This window comes from Limimaricola sp. AA108-03, assembly GCF_050847355.1.
GTDB lineage: Bacteria > Pseudomonadota > Alphaproteobacteria > Rhodobacterales > Rhodobacteraceae > Limimaricola.
The window spans coordinates 282,946-299,468 of sequence record NZ_CP193755.1; the positions used below are offsets into that span (position 1 = coordinate 282,946).

Consider the following 16,523-nt stretch of genomic DNA (forward strand, 5'->3'; position numbering starts at 1 on the left):
CGAAAACGCCGCCCCTCGGGGCGGCGTTTTTCATTTCCGAAAGCTGTCGGAAGCGATCAGACGTCGAGATCGACGCGCGCCCGTGGTTGGGTCGCGCCGAGGAGCCGCGCCCGAAGCGTGGCGCACTGCTCGGCGGTGACGATGTCGAAGCCGCCCGAGGCTGCCCGCGCGCGGTGTTTCTCGGCCAGCGCGCCATGCGGCCGGGCGGCGTGCGCCGCGCCGAATGCGGCCGCGATCTCCGACCATGGCGCGACGCGGCTCAGTTCGTCCCACTGCGCCACCAGCGCGGGGCCGCGCCCTTGGGCAAGCGCGTCGGAGACCAGCCGGGCATTGGGCACCAGCATCCAGACCTCGCGGCGGGTCTGGCGGATCGGGCTCGCCTCGTCCCACCGCATGGCACGGGGGCGCGCGGCGGCCTTGTGCATGCCATAGGCGGCCCGGCCCATCGTGGCTTTTTCGTGGCGCCCGCGCGGCTCGATCGGGGGCACCCGGCCCAGGATACGCATCATTTCATGATGATCGATCAGGTGGGCCTTGTCGGCGAAGGAACGGGCGCCGGAATGTTGCATCGAAAAAGCCCCTGAAATGACATATTTGTCATGGTCTAGCAGGGTCGAACGCATTGCGACACAATTAGGTGCCGATTGTTGCCCGCAAAACGCCATATTTCGACGTCGCCCTGCCATTGTTGTGCGATGCAGGGGCAAATCGGGCGGGTTTCCGGGGCAGGGTGGGCGCCGCGTCGCCGCAATTGCGCCACAAATGCAAAACGCCGCCCCGAAGGGCGGCGCTTCCGATTCGCAGAGGCCGGGGCTATCAGAAGCCGAGGCCGGCGTACTTGTTCTTGAACTTCGAGACGCGGCCGCCGGCATCCATCAGGCGCGAGGAGCCGCCGGTCCAGGCCGGGTGCACGGAGGGGTCGATGTCGAGCGACAGCTGGTCGCCTTCCTTGCCCCAGGTCGACTTCATCTTGACCACGGTGCCGTCGGTCATCTTGACGTCGATGATGTGGTAGTCGGGGTGGATGTCCGCTTTCATGTCGGCGCTCCTCAGGCCTGGGCCGCGGCCGTGTCGGCCTTGGGCTTGTAGTTGCTGACTTCGGCGATACGGGCCGACTTGCCGCGACGCGAACGCAGGTAGTAGAGCTTCGCGCGGCGCACGCGGCCACGACGCACCACCTCGATCGAATCGATGTTGGTCGAGTAGAGCGGGAAGACGCGCTCGACGCCCTCGCCGAACGAGATCTTGCGCACGGTGAACGAGCCGGCGATGCCGGAGCCGTTCTTGCGGCTGATGCAGACGCCTTCGTACATCTGGACGCGGGTCCGGGTGCCCTCGGTCACCTTGTAGCCGACGCGCACGGTGTCACCGGCCTTGAAGTCGGGAATGGTCTTTCCCAGCGAAGCGATCTGCTCCGCTTCGAGCTGTGCGATCAGGTCCATGCCTGTCACTCCTTGATTGCTCGCGGTTATCTCCGCGAAGTTGCTCGCAACCTCAGAGCTCTCGGTCTTCATCCGGGTCCATACCGCGCGCCGCGCAATATGCCCGCCAGAGATCAGGTCGCCGTTCTTTCGTCAGCCTCTCGGCCATCTCCCGGCGCCAGTCGGTGATCTTCGCGTGATGACCCGAGAGAAGAACCTCGGGGATCGCACGACCCTTCCAGAGCGCGGGCTTGGTGTACTGCGGGTGTTCGAGGAGACCGTGGGAGAAGGATTCCTCCTCCGTGGACGCCTGATTCCCGAGCACGCGGGGTATAAGGCGGACCGTCGCGTCGATCAAGGCCTGCGCCGCGATCTCGCCGCCGGTCAACACGAAATCTCCGAGCGAAACCTCGAGGATGCCGTGCTCCTCGATCACCCGCTCGTCCACTCCCTCGAAGCGGCCGCAAAGCAGGATCACCCCGTCCGCCTGCGCCAGTTCCCGCGCCAGCGCCTGATCGAAGCGGCGACCGCGCGGCGAAAGGTAGATCACCGGGGTCACGCCCTTGGCGCGCGCTTTGGCGTCGTCGATGGCGCGACCGACGATGTCGGGGCGCAGCACCATGCCCGCACCGCCGCCCGCGGGCGTGTCGTCGACATTGCGGTGCTTGCCCTCGCCGTAGGGGCGCAGGTCGATCGGCTGCAGCTGCCACAGCCCGTCCTTCAGCGCCTTGCCGGTCAGGCTCTCGCCCAGCACGCCGGGGAAGGCCTGCGGAAACAGGGTGACGACCTGCGCGGTCCAGGCCCCGGCGAGGTCCGGAGTGTCGGTCATCAGCTCGCGCGGCTGCGCCGAGGGGCGGGCGCTCAGCCGACCTGCGGCGCGGGAGGGGGAAGGGGTGTCGCTCATGGCGACGGCTCTAGCGGATCACGGGCCGCCGGGAAAGATCCCGGCGGCCCGGAGCTAGCTGCGCGATCAGGCCGCGAGGCCGATGATCCCGAACAGCACCAGCAGGAACAGCACCAGCGCGATGATGGCGAGCCACTTGGCCCCGGTAAGCGCGGCGCCGGAAATCCGGCCCATGCCCAGAAGACCGGCGACGGCAGCGATGGCGAGGAGGATCAGAATCCATTCGATCATGTCATAGCCTTTCGGTCTGCGCCCGGAAAAACTCCGGCGCTTCAAGGGCTCAACACGGATGGGTAAGGCGGGTTCCGGGGCGTTCAACCCCCGAACAGGCCCTCCGGCGGATCGGCGACGATGCGCCCCGCCGCGAGATCGACGGTCGGCACGGCGGCGAGCGTGAAGGGCAGCAGAACCGTGGCCTGACCCTGCGGCGGCAGCACCTCCAGCAGGTCTCCGGCCCCGTGGTTGAGCACCGCGCGCACCGTGCCCAAGAGCGCGCCGCCGGTATCGTGCACCGCGAGGCCGATCAGGTCGGCGTGGTAGTATTCGTCGTCGGGCAGGGCCGGCAGCCGGTCGCGCGGCGCGAAGAGATCGGCGCCCTTGAGCGCGTCGGCCTCCTCCTTGCTGGTGATGCCGTCGACCCGGGCGGTATAGGCGCCCGAGCCCTGACCGGTCAGCACGATCTGCCGGAATTCGCGGCCATCGGCGGTGCTGAGCGGCACGTAGTCGACGATCGCCTCGGGGTCGGCGCAGAAGCTCTTGAGCCGCACCTCGCCGCGCACCCCGAAGGCGCCCGCCAGCCGCCCCACGCAGATCATGTCGCCCATGTCATGTCCTCCAAGCCTGTTCTCGCGCGTTGGAACAACAGCCCGGCCCCGAAGGCAAGGCTCAGCGCGTCTCGATCGGCAGGTGGCCGCGCCGGACTTCCCAGCCCTCGGCCTCGAGCTCGGGCACCCGGTCGAGCGCGCGGGCGTAACCGACGCAGAGATAGCCCACCAGCGCCCAGCCGGGCGGGATGTCCAGATCCCGCGCCAGCCGCTCGGGGTCGAGGATCGAAACCCATCCGGTGCCTAGGCCCTCGGCGCGCGCGGTGAGCCAGAACTGGGTGATCGCGGCGACGACCGAGTAGCGCCGCATCTCGGGCATGGTGGCCGCGCCGAGGCCGTGCCCCTTGCCGGTGGTCTCGTCGCAATAGACGGCAAGCTGCACCGGCGCGTCGCGCATGCCCGACAGCTTGAGCCGCGCATAGAGCGTGGCGCGGTCGCGCGGCTGCCCCGCGAGGGCCTCGGCATTGGCCGCCTCGAAATTGGTGAGCGCCGCGGCGCGGGCTCTCTCGCTTTCGACCCGGATCACCCGCCAAGGCTCCGACAGCCCCACCGATGGCGCGGTCAGAAACGAATCGAGGCAGCGCGTCAGCGCTGCCTCGTCCACCGGATCGGTGCGGAACCGGCGCACGTCGCGCCGGCGGTCCATCAGCCGGGCCAGTTCGGCCCGGAACTCCGGCGCGAAGGCGCCGGGGCGTTCCGGGCCACCGCCGATCACTCGGCGCTCTCTTCGGCCGGGGCGGCCTCGCGGGCGGCGCGCTTCTCGGCGCGCTCCTTGGCGGCCTTGCCCGGCTCGCCCTTCTTGGGGTTGGAGCGGGTCTTCTTCTCGGCGACGCCGGCGGCTTCGAGCATGCGCGCGACGCGGTCGGTCGGCTGGGCGCCCTTGGCGATCCATTCCTGGATGCGCTCGATGTCCATCTTCACGCGGTCCTCGCTGTCCTTGGGGAGCAGCGGGTTGTAGGTGCCGAGCTTCTCGAGGAAGCGGCCGTCACGCGGCATGCGCGAGTCGGTGGCGACGATCGAGTAGTGGGGGCGCTTCTTGGAACCGCCGCGGGCGAGCCGGATCTTCATGGCCATGGGAGTATCTCCTTGGGTATGGCTGGTGACGGGAACGTCCCGTCAGGATTGATGTTTCTCGTGGTGCTTGATGACTTCCTGGATGATGAAGGCCAGGAATTTCTTGGCGAATTCGGGGTCGAGATCGGCCTCCTTCGCAAGATCGGTGAGCCGGGCGATCTGCGCTTCCTCGCGGATCGGATCGGCCGGGGGCAGGTCGTGCTCGGCCTTGAGCCGGCCGACCGCCTGGGTGTGCTTGAACCGCTCGCCCAGCGTGTAGACGAGGATCGCGTCGAGCCGGTCGATGCTCTCGCGGTGCTCGCGCAGAAGCTGCGCGGCGCGGTTGCTGGCCTCGGTCATGGGCGCTCTCCCGTCAGGTCGTGGCGCCAGATCTCGACGGCGGGGCCGTCGGGGTCGGCGCGGAATTCGCGGCCCGTGTTCTCGGCGCCTAGCCGCCGCGCCACCGATTGGCTGGCGGCGTTCTCGGGGTCGATCATCGAGGCCAGCTCGCGCATTCCGAGCCGGTCGCGCGCGAAATCGAGAACGGCGCGCCCGGCCTCGGTGGCATAGCCCTTGCCTTCGGCCCCCTCGTAGAGGTGGTAGCCCAACTCCGGCATCGGCCAGGGTTCGGGGCCCCAGAGACCGACGAGCCCGACCGGCGCGCCGCTATCGCGCTCGATGGCGGCCCACATGCCGTAGCCGAGGATCTGCCAGTGCCCCAGATGCAGCGCGATCACCCGCCACGCCTTGTGCCGGGGGGCCGGGCCGCCGACGAAGGCCGCGCGATCCGACGCGAGGAACTCGCGCTCCGCCGGCAGTACCGACAGCGAGGGCGGCACGAGGTGCAGCCGGTCCGTGGCGAGCGACGGGATCATTTCTTCTTGCCGAAGCCGGAGAGGCCCGAGGGCAGGCCCATGCCGCCGCCCATGCCGGGCATCTTGCCCATGCCCGGCGGCAGCTGCTTGCCGAGCATCTTGGCGGCCTTTTCCATCGCGGCGGGGTCGTTCATGTCGGGCATCTCGCCGCCCTTGCCGAACATGCCCTTCATGGCCTGTTTCAGCATGCCGCCCTTGCCCATCTTCTTCACGACATCGGCCATCTGCTTTTGCTGCTTGAGCAGCTTGTTCAGCTCCGACACCTCGAGCCCCGCGCCCTTGGCGATGCGCTTCTTGCGGCTGGCCTGCAGGATGTCGGGGTTGGCCCGCTCTTTCTTGGTCATGGAGTTGATCAGCGCGATCTGGCGCTTGAGCATCCGGTCGTCGAAGCCCGCCGACTGCGCCTGCTTGGCCATCTTGCCCATGCCGGGCAGCATGCCCATCAGGCTCTCCATGCCGCCCATCTTGAGCATCTGCTCGAGCTGCATCTTCAGGTCGTTCATGTTGAAGCGGCCCTTCTGGAACCGTTTCATCATCCGCTCGGCCTGTTCGGCCTCGATCGTCTGCTGCGCCTTTTCCACGAGGGCGACGATGTCGCCCATGCCGAGGATCCGGCCCGCGATGCGCTCGGCCTCGAAGGTCTCGATCGCGTCCATCTTCTCGCCGAGGCCGACGAAGCGAATGGGCTTGCCGGTCACCTTGCGCATCGACAGCGCCGCACCGCCGCGCCCGTCGCCGTCCATCCGGGTCAGGACGACGCCCGAGACGCCGATCTTGTCGTCGAACTCGGTGGCGACGTTGACCGCGTCCTGACCGGTCAGGCCGTCGACCACCAAGAGCGTCTCGCGCGGGGTGACCGCGTCGCGCACCGCCGCCGCCTGGGCGATCAGCTCCTGATCGATATGCAGGCGTCCGGCGGTATCGAGCATGTAGACATCGTAGCCGCCCAGGCTGGCCTGCGTCTTGGCGCGCTTGGCAATGGCGACCGGGTCCTCGCCCTTGACGATCGGCAGCGTGTCGACGCCGATCTGGCGGCCGAGGATCTCCAGCTGCTCCATCGCGGCGGGGCGGTTGACGTCGAGCGAGGCCATCAGCACCCGCTTGCCCTCGCGCTCGGTAAGGCGCTTGGCGAGCTTGGCGGTGGTGGTGGTCTTGCCCGAGCCCTGCAGGCCGACCATCAGGATCGGCGCGGGCGGGCTGTCGATCTTGAGCTTGCCCGGGTCGCTGTCACCGGTGAGCACCGAGACCAGCTCGTCATGCACGATCTTCACGACCTGCTGGCCCGGCGTGATCGACTTGGTCACCGCCTGGCCGGTGGCCTTTTCCTGCACGGCGGCGACGAAATCGCGCGCCACGCTGAGCGACACGTCGGCCTCCAGCAGCGCCACGCGCACTTCGCGCAGCGCGGTACGCACGTCCTCGTCGGAGAGGGCGCCCTGCTTGGTGAGCCTGTCGAAGACGCCTGAGAGGCGGTCTGAGAGCGATTCGAACATGGCGGTCCTTTCCGACCGTTGCGTCAGTCCCGGTTGCCCCATGCGGTTGCGCGCCCGTGGGCGCAACGCGCTGACGGACGGCGATCCCCGCAATGGCCGGGGACCGGAAAGCCTGAGCTTCCGGGTTTGGGGCTCGCAATTACGGCGGATCGCGCTTCCGGTCAAGAGGCGGGAGTCGCTTGGAGGCGGCGGAAATGCATCCTAGAAGAGGGTCCCACCCCCGAGGAGAGCCGCATGGACAACTGGGACGAAATCCGCACCGCCTTTCACGTGGCCCGCATGGGCACGGTCTCGGGCGCCGCCGACGTGCTGGGCGTGCATCATGCGACGGTGATCCGCCATGTCGACGCGCTCGAGACGCGGCTCGGCGTGAAGCTGTTCCAGCGCCACCCGCGCGGCTACACCGCGACCGAGGCGGGGCGCGACCTCTTGCAGGTGGCGCAGGCCACGGACGACCAGTTCGCGCAGCTGGTCAGTCGTCTCAAGGGGCAGGGCGACGGCGTCGAGGGCGAGTTGGCGGTGACCACGCTCGATACCCTGGCCGATCTGGTGACGCCGCTGCTGATCGACTTCCAGGCCGAGTACCCGTCCGTGATCGTGCGGCTGCTCACCGGCACCCGGCTGTTCCGGCTCGAATATGGCGAGGCGCATGTCGCGATCCGCGCCGGCGCCGCGCCGGACCAGCCCGACAACGTGGTGCAGCCGCTGCTGCGGATGCAGGTCGTGCTGGTGGCCTCGCGCAGCTACATCGCGCGCCATGGCCTGCCGCGCGGGGTTGAGGATCTGGCCGAGCACCGTTTCGTGTGCTCCGACGACCTCGAAAGCCGCGCCCCCTTCTATCGCTGGCTGCGCGAGACAGTGCCGCTCGACCGGATCGCCTTTCGCGCCTTCGGCGAGCGCAACCAGCGCGACGCGGTGCTGGCCGGGGCGGGCCTGGGCTTCGTGCCGCTGCACGAGGCGCAGACGCGCGACGATCTGGAAATCATTCATGGGCCGCTGCCGGAATGGGAGGTGCCGATCTGGGTCGTCACCCATGTGGACCTGCACCGGACGCCCAAGGTGCAGGCCTTTCTCAAGGCTTTGAAGGACCGCGCGAAAAGCTGGAGCTAGGTCGAGGAACGATTTCGTGAGCGCGGCGTTGGCCCGACAGCTTCTTACTTAATTCATCCTGAAGGGCAGCCATGCGCAACATCATCTACATCATCGGTCTCGTCGTCGTCGTCATCGCCGTTCTCTCGTTGATCGGCCTGGTCTGAGATCAACCCTCCGCCGCGGCCGGGTCTTCGGAACCCGGCGCGGCGGACGCCCCCAGTTCCCGTGCGAGGAACCTCTCGAAGGCGTCGAGATCGATGCCTTCCATCTGCCCGAACCCCTGCATCCAGACCGAGGCCTCGCGCAGCCCGTCCGGCTCCAGCTGGCACCAGGTCACGCGGCCCCGGCGGTCGCGCGAGATCAGCCCCGCCTCTGCCAGAACCCCCAGATGCTTCGAGATCGCCGCGAGCGACATCTCGAACGGCTCCGCCACGTCGGTTACCGCCATGTCATCCTCGAGCAGCAGCGCGAGGATCGCGCGCCGCGTCGGGTCGGCAAGAGCGGAAAAGACAAGATCGAGAGATGCGGCCATGGCGCGACCTGACCCCGCGCCGGGGCAAACGTCAACCGCGCGGTTGAATGTCGCAACCACTGCTCCCATGGCGCTGGCGCCTCGTCCCGCGCGGCAAGTTTCCGAGAATATCCAGCAAACACAGGGCATAGCTTCGCTATCCCTCGTGGATTTCGCCTGCTTGACCAAACCGGCCCCGCGCTATAGCACCCTCCTCGACCGATGAGGGGGCCGACCCGGAGTGTCCGACAGCCAAGACGACGACGATCACGAAGCGCGGTTGCGCGCGCTGGAAGAGCGTCTCGCGAAGCTGAAGGGCAAGCCAGAGGAAGCCGCTCATCAGGAGAGCCATTACAGCCAGGCACAGGTCGCCTGGCGGATGGTGATCGAGCTTGTGGCCGGTCTCGGGATCGGCTTCGGGATCGGGTACGGCTTGGACACCCTTTTCGGGACCATGCCGATCTTCCTGATCCCGTTCATATTCCTGGGCCTCGCGGCGGGCGTGAAGACGATGCTGCGCACGGCCAAGGAACTGCAGGTTAAACAGCAGGCCGATCAGGCCGGCGACGACGAGGGCTGAGAGAATGGCGACAGAAGCGGTGGCGTTGGTCGAGGGTGAAGAGCCGGGCGGTCTGGTGTTCCACCCGTTCGACCAGTTCGAGATCAAGCCGCTCTTCGGCGAGATCGGCGACCCGGTGTCCTGGTACACGATCTCCAACGCCACCTTCTGGATGGCGATGGCCGCGCTTTGCGTGATCGGGCTGCTGGTGATCGGCACCCGCGGTCGCGCCGTGATCCCGAGCCGGGTCCAGTCGGCCGCCGAGCTGGTCTATGGCTTCGTCTACAAGATGGTCGAGGACGTCACCGGCAAGGAAGGCCTCAAGTACTTCCCCTGGATCATGACGCTGTTCCTGTTCATCCTGTTCTCGAACTATCTCGGGCTGCTGCCGCTGGCCTTCACGCCCACCTCGCACATCGCCGTCACCGCGGTGCTGGCGCTCGGCGTGTTCATCACCGTCACCGTGATCGGCTTCGTGAAGAACGGCATGGCTTTCCTCGGGCTGTTCTGGATGAAGGAAGCGCCGCTCTTCCTGCGCCCGGTCATCGCGATCATCGAGGTGATCTCGTATTTCGTGCGCCCGGTCAGCCACTCCATCCGTCTCGCCGGCAACCTCGTCGCCGGTCACGCGATGATCAAGGTGTTCGCGGGCTTTGCCGCCATCGCCGCGCTGTCGCCGCTCTCGGTCGTGGCGATCACCGCGATCTATGGGCTCGAAGTGCTCGTGGCCGGCATTCAGGCCTACGTGTTCACCATCCTCACCTGCATCTACCTCAAGGACGCGCTGCACCCGTCGCACTGAGACGGGGCGCGATCCGCCGAGGTCGGTTCACCCTTCACCAAACACGCAATTCCAAATCAGGAGATACCCCCATGGAAGGCGATATCGCACAATTCGGTCAGTTCATCGGCGCCGGCCTCGCGGCCATCGGCTCGGGCCTCGCGGCCATCGGTGTGGGCTCGGTCGCGGCGAACTACCTGGGCGGCGCGCTGCGCAACCCCTCGGCTGCTGCCTCGCAGACCGCCACGCTGTTCATCGGCCTGGCCTTCGCCGAAGCGCTCGGGATCTTCTCGTTCCTCGTCGCCCTGCTGCTGATGTTCGCGGTCTGATCCAGACCTCGATCTCCTGACCGGCGGCGCGGGAATTCCCGCGCCGCCATTTCCTTAGGGCTCGATGGAGGACGCCGTGGCGACCGAAACCATTACCGCCGAAGAAGCACTGGCGGTGCACGGAGCCGAAGCCGCTGGGCCGGGCATGCCCCAGCTCGACGTCTCCAGCTTCCCGAACCAGATTTTCTGGCTCCTGGTCACGCTCGGCGTGATCTATTTCGTCCTGTCCCGCTTTGCCCTGCCGCGCATCGGCGCGGTGCTGGCCGAGCGCGCGGGCACGATCACCAACGACATCGCCGCCGCCGAGGAGCTGCGGCATCGCGCCCGTGAGGCCGAGACCGCCTATGACAAGGCGTTGGCCGATGCGCGAGCCGAGGCCAACCGGATCGTCGCCGAGACCAAGGCGCAGATCCAGGCCGATCTCGACGCCGAGATCGAAAAGGCCGATGCGCAGATCGCCGCGAAGACCGCCGAAAGCCAGGCGGCGATCGACGAGATCCGCGAAAGCGCCGCGCGCAACGTGAGCGAGGTCGCCCGCGACGTCGCCCGCGAGATCGTCGCCGCCTTCGGCGCCGATGCCGATGCCGCGAAGGTCGATGCCGCGGTCGACGCCAAGCTGGGAGAGCGCGCATGAAACTCGTTCTCGCAACCCTGGCCCTGAGCCTGACCGCCGCCCCGGCGATGGCCGCGACGGGGCCGTTCTTCTCGCTCCGCAACACCGACTTCATCGTGCTGCTGGCGTTCCTGCTCTTCGTCGGCGTGCTCCTTTACTTCCGCGTTCCGCGCGAAGTGGGCAAGCTGCTCGACAAGCGGGCCGACGGCATCCGCGCCGAACTCGACGAGGCCCGCGGGCTTCGCGAGGAAGCGCAGTCGCTGCTGGCCTCCTACGAGCGCAAGCAGAAGGACGTGCAGACCCAGGCCGACCGCATCGTGTCGAACGCGCGCGAAGAGGCCAACCGCTCGGCCGAGCAGGCCAAGGTCGATATCGCGAAGTCGATCCAGCGCCGCCTGACCGCCGCCGAGGAACAGATCCAGTCGGCTCAGGACAAGGCCGTCAAGGAGGTCCGCGACCAAGCCGTGGCCGTGGCCGTGGCTGCCGCGCGCCAGGTCATCGCCGAGCAGATGACCGCCCAGCGCGCCGACAAGATGATCGACGAGTCGATCCAGACGGTGGGCGCCAAGCTGCACTGACCGGATCGTCGAGACGACACCGAAAGGCCCGGCCGCGACAGCGACCGGGCCTTTCCGCTTTCAGGTTGTTCGCCTCAGCGCGGAGTGCTCGCGGCCTCGCTCGGAAGCGCGCCGTCCAGCAGCGCCAGAAGATCGATCGAGGGGGCGGGGGGCTCGACGGGGGAGGCCGAGGCCATCTCGCTGCTTTCGGGGAGGGAGCGGTCCTGCGCGGCGTCGGCGGTGACATTGTGCCGATCGCCGCAGCCGCCGGGCCCGGCCATCGCCGTGGAGGCCGTCAGGAGCGCGGCGCAGGCCGCGGCCAGAAGTCGTGTCATCGCGTATCCTCCTGTGGTGCGATACGCGATCCTAGCACGGATCGGGTCTTGCGTCGCGCCTCAGCGGCCGGTCTCGCGGCTGAGCCGTCGCCGCGCGATCTCCTCGTGACGATCGGCCTGCCGCTGATCGCTCAAGGCGCCCTGCACGTAGTCGAGATGCGCCGCGACGGCGGCGCGGGCGGCGGCGGGATCGCGCGCCTGCAGCGCCTCGTTGATCGCTCGGTGCTGTTCCAGCACCGAGGCCCGCGTGATGCGCTGGCGGAACATGACTTGGCGGTTGTAGAACACGCCCTCGCGCAGCAGGTCGTAGATCGAGCGCATCATGTGCAGCATGACGACGTTGTGGCTCGCCTCGACGATGGCGAGGTGGAACTCGGCGTCGAGCGCGGCCTCTGCCTCGGCATCGGCGGTGGGCTTGGATTGCGCCGCTTCCATCCGCGCGAAGACCGCGCCGATCACCGCGAGGTCGCTGTCGGAGCCGAGCTTGGCCGCGCGCTCCGCCGCCAGCCCCTCGATGTCGCGCCGGAACGCGACCATGTCCGATACCGCTTCCTCATGGGTGGCGAAGAGCCGCACGAGGGCGGGGGAAAAGGCCGAGCCGATGACGTTCGAGACATAGACGCCGGCACCGGCCCGGGTCTCCACCAAGCCGCGTGTCTGCAACTCGGCAAGCGCCTCGCGCAGGCTCGGCCGCGATACGCCCAGCCGCTCGGCCAGTTCGCGCTCGGGCGGCAGCCGGTCGCCGGGGCGCAATATGCCGCGCAGCACCAACTCCTCGATCTGGCGCACCACGCCATGCGAAAGCTTTTCGGGCTGGATCGGCTTGAAAGGCATGGTTTGCTCCGCGATTGGTAAATTTCTATTACCGCGTGCGGCGCGGCTCAACCGAAAATAAAAAGGGGCCGCCCCCGAAGGGCGGCCCGATCCTGTCCGGTGTGATGCGGATCAGCTGTTCGGGGTGATGATGATCTCGACCCGGCGGTTCTGGCGACGGCCCTCGGGGCTCAGGTTCGAGGCGATGGGCTGGTCCTCGCCGCGGCCGATGGCGCGGACGCGCGACGGCGAGACGCCGGCCGAGGTCAGCACCGAGGCGACGGCCTGGGCGCGGCGCTCGGAGAGCTGCTGGTTGTACGCGGCCGAACCGGTGTTGTCGGCATGGCCCACCACGTTGACCGTGGTGTTGGGATAGTTGTTGAGCGACCCCGCGATGGCGCGCAGGTCGGATTGCAGCGATCCAGTCAGCTGGGCGCTGTCGGTGGCGAACAGGATGTCCTGCGGCAGGGTCACGACCAGCTGCTCGCCGGTGTTGACGATGCCCACATTCGAGCCGAGCTGGTTGCGCAGTTCGGCTTCCTGACGGTCGAGCAGGGCACCGGTACCGGCACCGGCGGCACCGCCAAGGGCCGCACCGACGGCGGCGCGGCGCAGCCGCTCGTCGCTGTCATCGGCGGTCAGCGCGCCCACGGCCGCGCCGAGACCGGCACCGACGAGGGCACCGCGGCGGGTGTTGGCGTTCGGGTCGGGGTTGTTCGGAGTGACGGGCTGGCAAGCGGCCACGGCAAGGGCCGACACGGTGACGAGCGCGAGGGGAAGCTTGGTGATCATCGGTTTATCCAATTCTTGCGAGTCGCGCGGGGAGTGATGCCCGCGCCTGTCCCGGTTTGATAGAGGCCGCGTGCGGCTGCTATGCAATAACGTAGCCTTGATAGGCAGGTTCCAGCCTTTTCGGGAACCAAACCGGCTGTTGCGCGCGGGCATCATGCCTCGCCCCGCGCGGCCTCCCATGCCAGCATCGCCCGCTTCACCGGCAAACCCCAGTGATAGCCCCCCAGCTCGCCCGATTTGCGCAGCGCCCGGTGGCAGGGGATGAGCCACGAGACCGGGTTGCGCCCGACCGCCGTCGCGGCGGCGCGGATGGCGCGGGGCGCGCCGATCCGCGCGGCGATATCGGAATAGGTGGTGACGTGGCCCGAAGGCACCTCGAGCAGCGCCTGCCAGACCTTGATCGCGAAGGGGGCGCCGATGAGCGCGACCCGCGCTTCGCCCCGGCCCGCAAAGGCCGCCTCGACCCAAGGCGCGATGGCATGCGGCGCCTCCGAGAACCGCGCGGCGGGCCAGCGGTCGCACAGGTCCCTGAGGGTCGCCTCCGCCCCGGTCTCGGCGGCGAAGCCGAGGCCGCAAAGGCCGCGCTCCGTGCCCATGGCGACGACCGGCCCGAACGGGCTGTCGAAGTTGCCATAACGGATGTCGAGGCCGGCGCCGCCGGCGCCGTAATCGCCCGGGCTCATCGCTTCCCAGCGCAGGAACAGGTCATGCAGCCGGCCCGTGCCGGATAGCCCCACCTCCTGCGCCGTCTCCAGCGTCGTGCGCCGCGCCCGCAGCAGCGCCTTGGCGTGTCCGAGCGCCAGATATTGCTGGTATCGCTTGGGCGAGACGCCGACCCAGGCGGAGAACACCCGCTGGAAATGGGCGGGCGACATTTCCATCCGCGCCGCGAGATCCTCGAGCGCGAGCGGGGCGGGCGCGGCGTCGATCGCCTCGATCGCGCGGCGCATGACGCCGTAATGATATGAATGGGTCTGGTCCATGGGCCGAGAATAGGCCGCCGTCGACGGCCGCGCGACCCGGAAGCTGCGCATCCGGCCGAACCGCGCGTGTGACCAAGGCGGCAGGCCCTGCGTTTTTGGGGAAAGTTGAAGGGGGCGGCGCGCGTCCTTGGTTCATCTTTCTGCAAATACGCATGGCGCCCGTGATCGACCCTCAAGGCGGCGGCCTTGTGAGCGCGTCTTTGGCCGGGCATAGAGGCTTGATGACCCGACAGCTCGACTATCACGAGATCGACGCGATCTTCGCCCGCCTGCATGCCGCCGAGCCCGAGCCCAAGGGCGAGCTCGAGCATGTCAACGCCTACACGCTGCTCGTCGCCGTCGCGCTTTCGGCGCAGGCCACCGATGTGGGGGTGAACAAGGCCACCCGGAAGCTCTTCGAAATCGCCGATACGCCGCAAAAGATGCTCGATCTCGGCGAGGAAGGGCTGATCGAGCACATCAAGACGATCGGCCTTTACCGCAACAAGGCCAAGAACGTGATCCGGATGAGCGAGATCCTCGTCGAGCGGTTTGGCGGCGAGGTGCCCTCGTCGCGGGCCGCGCTGGTGTCGCTGCCGGGCGTCGGCCGCAAGACCGCAAATGTCGTGCTCAACATGTGGTGGAAGCATCCGGCGCAGGCGGTCGACACGCATATCTTCCGCGTCTGCAACCGCACCGGCATCGCGCCCGGCAAGGATGTCGACGCGGTCGAGCGCGGCATCGAGGACCACGTGCCCGCGCGCTGGCAGGGCCATGCGCATCACTGGCTGATCCTGCACGGGCGCTACATCTGCGTGGCGCGCAAGCCCAAATGCCCGGCCTGCCCGATCCGCGAATACTGTCTCTTCGAGGAGAAGACCGCATGAGCATTCCCCGCATCCTCGGCATCGGCAACGCCATCGTCGACGTCTTTGCGCAGGCCGATGACAGCTTTCTCGACCTGATGGGCATCGAGAAGGGCATCATGCAGCTGGTCGAGCGCGAGCGCGGCGAAATGCTCTACGGCGCCATGGAGGAGCGGCGGCAGGCGCCAGGGGGCTCCGTCGCCAACACGCTGGCGGGCTTGGGCAATCTCGGGCTCGAGACGAGCTTCATCGGACGGGTGCGCGACGATGCTCTGGGCCGCTTCTATGCCGCGAGCATGGAGGAGGGGGGCACCCGCTTTCCCAATCCGCCGGTTTCGGGCGGCGAGCTGCCGACCTCGCGCTCGATGATCTTCGTGAGCCCGGATGGCGAGCGTTCGATGAACACCTATCTCGGCATCTCCGCCGAGCTCGGGCCCGACGACGTCTCCGATACGGTGGCGGGCCAAGCGGGACTGCTTTATCTCGAGGGGTATCTCTACGACAAGCCCAAGGGCAAGCAGGCCTTCGAACGCGCGGCGCGGCTGGCCCAGCAGGGCGGTGGCATGGCCGGGATCGCGCTGTCGGACCCATTCTGTGCCGACCGGCACCGGGCCGACTTCCAGAAGCTGGTGCGCGAGCTCGATTTCGTCATCGGCAACGAGCATGAATGGGAAAGCCTCTACGAATGCCGCCTCGACGAGGCGCTGACCCGCGCCGCGGCCGAGTGCCGGCTCGTGGTCTGCACCCGTTCCGGTGCGGATGTGGTGCTGATCCGGGGCGAGGAACGCGTCGTGGTCCCGGTGCGCAAGGTGACGCCGGTCGATGCCACCGGGGCGGGGGACCTGTTCGCTGCCGGATTCCTCTACGGTATCGCCACGGACCGGGATCTGGAGACGGCGGGACGCATGGGCTGCGTCGCCGCCGCCGAGGTGATCTCGCATTTCGGAGCGCGACCCGAGGCCGATCTCAAGGCGCTCTTCGCGCAGGCCGGACTGCTCTAGTCCTTGGCGTCTTCCGCGGGCTCGATCTGGCCCCGGCGCTGCAGCCATTGCGCGATCAGAAGGCACAGCACGGCCCAGCCCGCGCCAGCGGTCCAGCCGGCGATCACGTCGGTGGGCCAATGCACCCCGAGATAGACCCGGCTGGCACCGACGAGCCCGGTCAGGATGATCGCGCAGGTCATGATGTAGACCTTGATGATGCGGCGCGGCTCGAGCCGGGACAGCATCACCGCGAGCGTCAGATAGGTCACCGCCGAAAGCATGGTGTGCCCTGAGGGAAAACTCGCCGTGTAGACGTAGGAGCCATGCGGCACGAGGTCGGGGCGGGCACGCTCGAAGAAGATCTTGGCGGTACGGCTCAGCAGCGTGCCGCTGCCGATCGCGATCAGCAGAAACCACATGGTGCGGGTATGGCGCGACAGCGCGAGATACCCCGCCACGCCGGCCGTCAGCAGGCTCAGCCAGGCCACGCCGCCCAGCGCCGTCATGTCGCGCGCCATCTCCTCGACCCAGTGCGAGCCGATCGGATCGCTCAGATCGGCCGGGTTGCGCAGCGCCAGCAGGATCGCCTCGTCGAATGCCGCCGTATCGCCCTCGACCACCTCCCCGGCGAGCAGGAAGAAGCCCAGCGCGGCCAGCGACACGAGAAACAGCAGCACCATCCACAATTCGGGACGGCGCCGCAGCCGGGCGGGGATGTCTGTGGCAGCGGGATCAGGCATGTCGTTCCCTCAACAACGGG

Annotated in this window: 25 protein-coding genes; 8 read left to right on the forward strand and 17 right to left on the reverse strand. The window is 68.1% G+C overall.

Annotated features, from left to right (window positions below; genetic code table 11):
* Window positions 1-56: 56 nt before the first annotated feature.
* The 11 genes from ACRAQ3_RS01470 to ffh all read right to left on the reverse strand — a co-directional run bounded on the left by ACRAQ3_RS01470 (window position 57) and on the right by ffh (window position 6,570).
* The gene (locus ACRAQ3_RS01470; RefSeq protein ID WP_432255408.1) at window positions 57-569 is read right to left on the reverse strand and encodes a hypothetical protein; all 513 of its coding nucleotides are present in this window, start codon (window positions 567-569) and stop codon (window positions 57-59) included.
* A gap of 247 nt (window positions 570-816) precedes the next feature.
* A complete protein-coding gene (rpmE, locus tag ACRAQ3_RS01475; RefSeq protein ID WP_269398530.1) occupies window positions 817-1,038 on the reverse strand; it encodes a 50S ribosomal protein L31 in 222 nt (73 codons plus the stop codon).
* 11 nt (window positions 1,039-1,049) lie between these two features.
* Entirely contained in the window at window positions 1,050-1,442 is a 393-nt protein-coding gene (rplS, locus tag ACRAQ3_RS01480; RefSeq protein ID WP_183473305.1) for a 50S ribosomal protein L19, read from the reverse strand.
* Window positions 1,443-1,494: 52 nt separating this feature from the next.
* Complete coding sequence (gene trmD / locus ACRAQ3_RS01485) at window positions 1,495-2,325, reverse strand: tRNA (guanosine(37)-N1)-methyltransferase TrmD (protein WP_432255409.1); 831 nt, start codon at window positions 2,323-2,325, stop codon at window positions 1,495-1,497.
* Window positions 2,326-2,391: 66 nt separating this feature from the next.
* On the reverse strand, window positions 2,392-2,556 hold the full coding sequence (locus ACRAQ3_RS01490) for a DUF1328 family protein (protein ID WP_017929173.1): 165 nt from the start codon (window positions 2,554-2,556) through the stop codon (window positions 2,392-2,394).
* Between the two features lie 83 nt (window positions 2,557-2,639).
* On the reverse strand, window positions 2,640-3,149 hold the full coding sequence (rimM, locus tag ACRAQ3_RS01495) for a ribosome maturation factor RimM (RefSeq protein ID WP_432255410.1): 510 nt from the start codon (window positions 3,147-3,149) through the stop codon (window positions 2,640-2,642).
* A 61-nt stretch (window positions 3,150-3,210) separates the two neighbouring features.
* Window positions 3,211-3,861, reverse strand: a complete 651-nt coding sequence (gene bluB / locus ACRAQ3_RS01500) for a 5,6-dimethylbenzimidazole synthase (RefSeq protein WP_432256251.1) — start codon at window positions 3,859-3,861, stop codon at window positions 3,211-3,213.
* Window positions 3,861-4,223: a 30S ribosomal protein S16 gene (gene rpsP, locus ACRAQ3_RS01505; RefSeq protein ID WP_269398533.1), complete on the reverse strand. Its 363-nt coding sequence runs from the start codon at window positions 4,221-4,223 to the stop codon at window positions 3,861-3,863. The genes bluB and rpsP overlap by 1 nt, the downstream gene beginning before the upstream one ends.
* A 42-nt stretch (window positions 4,224-4,265) precedes the next feature.
* Window positions 4,266-4,562 (reverse strand): chorismate mutase, encoded by a 297-nt coding sequence (locus tag ACRAQ3_RS01510; RefSeq protein ID WP_085896745.1) that lies wholly within the window; start codon window positions 4,560-4,562, stop codon window positions 4,266-4,268.
* On the reverse strand, window positions 4,559-5,077 hold the full coding sequence (locus ACRAQ3_RS01515; protein ID WP_432255411.1) for a GNAT family N-acetyltransferase: 519 nt from the start codon (window positions 5,075-5,077) through the stop codon (window positions 4,559-4,561). Before ACRAQ3_RS01515 ends, ACRAQ3_RS01510 begins: the two co-directional genes overlap by 4 nt.
* Window positions 5,074-6,570 carry a signal recognition particle protein gene (ffh, locus tag ACRAQ3_RS01520; RefSeq protein WP_432255412.1) on the reverse strand — a complete coding sequence of 499 codons (1,497 nt, stop codon included), beginning with the start codon at window positions 6,568-6,570 and terminating at the stop codon, window positions 5,074-5,076. The genes ACRAQ3_RS01515 and ffh overlap by 4 nt, the downstream gene beginning before the upstream one ends.
* A 234-nt stretch (window positions 6,571-6,804) precedes the next feature.
* On the opposite strand from ffh, the gene ACRAQ3_RS01525 reads away from it, so the two are divergent.
* The gene (locus ACRAQ3_RS01525) at window positions 6,805-7,680 is read left to right on the forward strand and encodes a LysR family transcriptional regulator (protein WP_269398536.1); all 876 of its coding nucleotides are present in this window, start codon (window positions 6,805-6,807) and stop codon (window positions 7,678-7,680) included.
* Window positions 7,681-7,828: 148 nt separating this feature from the next.
* Here ACRAQ3_RS01525 and ACRAQ3_RS01530 read toward each other — a convergent pair whose 3' ends face one another.
* On the reverse strand, window positions 7,829-8,194 hold the full coding sequence (locus ACRAQ3_RS01530; RefSeq protein ID WP_269398537.1) for an ArsR/SmtB family transcription factor: 366 nt from the start codon (window positions 8,192-8,194) through the stop codon (window positions 7,829-7,831).
* A 220-nt stretch (window positions 8,195-8,414) separates the two neighbouring features.
* Here ACRAQ3_RS01530 and ACRAQ3_RS01535 point away from each other — a divergent pair, with 220 nt between their 5' ends.
* The 5 genes from ACRAQ3_RS01535 to ACRAQ3_RS01555 all read left to right on the forward strand — a co-directional run bounded on the left by ACRAQ3_RS01535 (window position 8,415) and on the right by ACRAQ3_RS01555 (window position 11,033).
* Window positions 8,415-8,753 carry an AtpZ/AtpI family protein gene (locus tag ACRAQ3_RS01535; RefSeq protein WP_269398538.1) on the forward strand — a complete coding sequence of 113 codons (339 nt, stop codon included), beginning with the start codon at window positions 8,415-8,417 and terminating at the stop codon, window positions 8,751-8,753.
* Window positions 8,754-8,757: 4 nt separating this feature from the next.
* A complete protein-coding gene (locus ACRAQ3_RS01540; RefSeq protein ID WP_085896751.1) occupies window positions 8,758-9,534 on the forward strand; it encodes a F0F1 ATP synthase subunit A in 777 nt (258 codons plus the stop codon).
* Between the two features lie 71 nt (window positions 9,535-9,605).
* Window positions 9,606-9,842 (forward strand): F0F1 ATP synthase subunit C, encoded by a 237-nt coding sequence (locus tag ACRAQ3_RS01545; RefSeq protein WP_085896752.1) that lies wholly within the window; start codon window positions 9,606-9,608, stop codon window positions 9,840-9,842.
* 76 nt (window positions 9,843-9,918) lie between these two features.
* A complete protein-coding gene (locus tag ACRAQ3_RS01550; protein ID WP_269398539.1) occupies window positions 9,919-10,476 on the forward strand; it encodes a F0F1 ATP synthase subunit B' in 558 nt (185 codons plus the stop codon).
* Window positions 10,473-11,033, forward strand: coding sequence for a F0F1 ATP synthase subunit B (locus ACRAQ3_RS01555; RefSeq protein WP_085896754.1), 561 nt, complete (start codon window positions 10,473-10,475; stop codon window positions 11,031-11,033). Before ACRAQ3_RS01550 ends, ACRAQ3_RS01555 begins: the two co-directional genes overlap by 4 nt.
* A gap of 74 nt (window positions 11,034-11,107) precedes the next feature.
* Here the strand turns inward: ACRAQ3_RS01555 and ACRAQ3_RS01560 are convergent, their stop codons facing one another.
* From ACRAQ3_RS01560 to ACRAQ3_RS01575, 4 genes are all read right to left on the reverse strand, one after another.
* Complete coding sequence (locus ACRAQ3_RS01560; protein WP_432255413.1) at window positions 11,108-11,347, reverse strand: hypothetical protein; 240 nt, start codon at window positions 11,345-11,347, stop codon at window positions 11,108-11,110.
* Between the two features lie 60 nt (window positions 11,348-11,407).
* On the reverse strand, window positions 11,408-12,181 hold the full coding sequence (locus ACRAQ3_RS01565; RefSeq protein ID WP_269398541.1) for a FadR/GntR family transcriptional regulator: 774 nt from the start codon (window positions 12,179-12,181) through the stop codon (window positions 11,408-11,410).
* A 111-nt stretch (window positions 12,182-12,292) separates the two neighbouring features.
* Window positions 12,293-12,952, reverse strand: coding sequence for an OmpA family protein (locus tag ACRAQ3_RS01570; RefSeq protein WP_269398542.1), 660 nt, complete (start codon window positions 12,950-12,952; stop codon window positions 12,293-12,295).
* A 152-nt stretch (window positions 12,953-13,104) separates the two neighbouring features.
* Window positions 13,105-13,935, reverse strand: a complete 831-nt coding sequence (locus tag ACRAQ3_RS01575) for a methylated-DNA--[protein]-cysteine S-methyltransferase (RefSeq protein WP_432255414.1) — start codon at window positions 13,933-13,935, stop codon at window positions 13,105-13,107.
* Window positions 13,936-14,156: 221 nt separating this feature from the next.
* On the opposite strand from ACRAQ3_RS01575, the gene nth reads away from it, so the two are divergent.
* Complete coding sequence (gene nth, locus ACRAQ3_RS01580; protein WP_085896759.1) at window positions 14,157-14,801, forward strand: endonuclease III; 645 nt, start codon at window positions 14,157-14,159, stop codon at window positions 14,799-14,801.
* Entirely contained in the window at window positions 14,798-15,781 is a 984-nt protein-coding gene (locus ACRAQ3_RS01585) for an adenosine kinase (RefSeq protein WP_432255415.1), read from the forward strand. Before nth ends, ACRAQ3_RS01585 begins: the two co-directional genes overlap by 4 nt.
* On the opposite strand, the gene ACRAQ3_RS01590 is transcribed toward ACRAQ3_RS01585, so the two are convergent.
* Window positions 15,778-16,503: a phosphatase PAP2 family protein gene (locus ACRAQ3_RS01590; RefSeq protein WP_269398546.1), complete on the reverse strand. Its 726-nt coding sequence runs from the start codon at window positions 16,501-16,503 to the stop codon at window positions 15,778-15,780. The two genes, ACRAQ3_RS01585 and ACRAQ3_RS01590, sit on opposite strands and share 4 nt — an antisense overlap.
* Window positions 16,504-16,523: the final 20 nt, after the last annotated feature.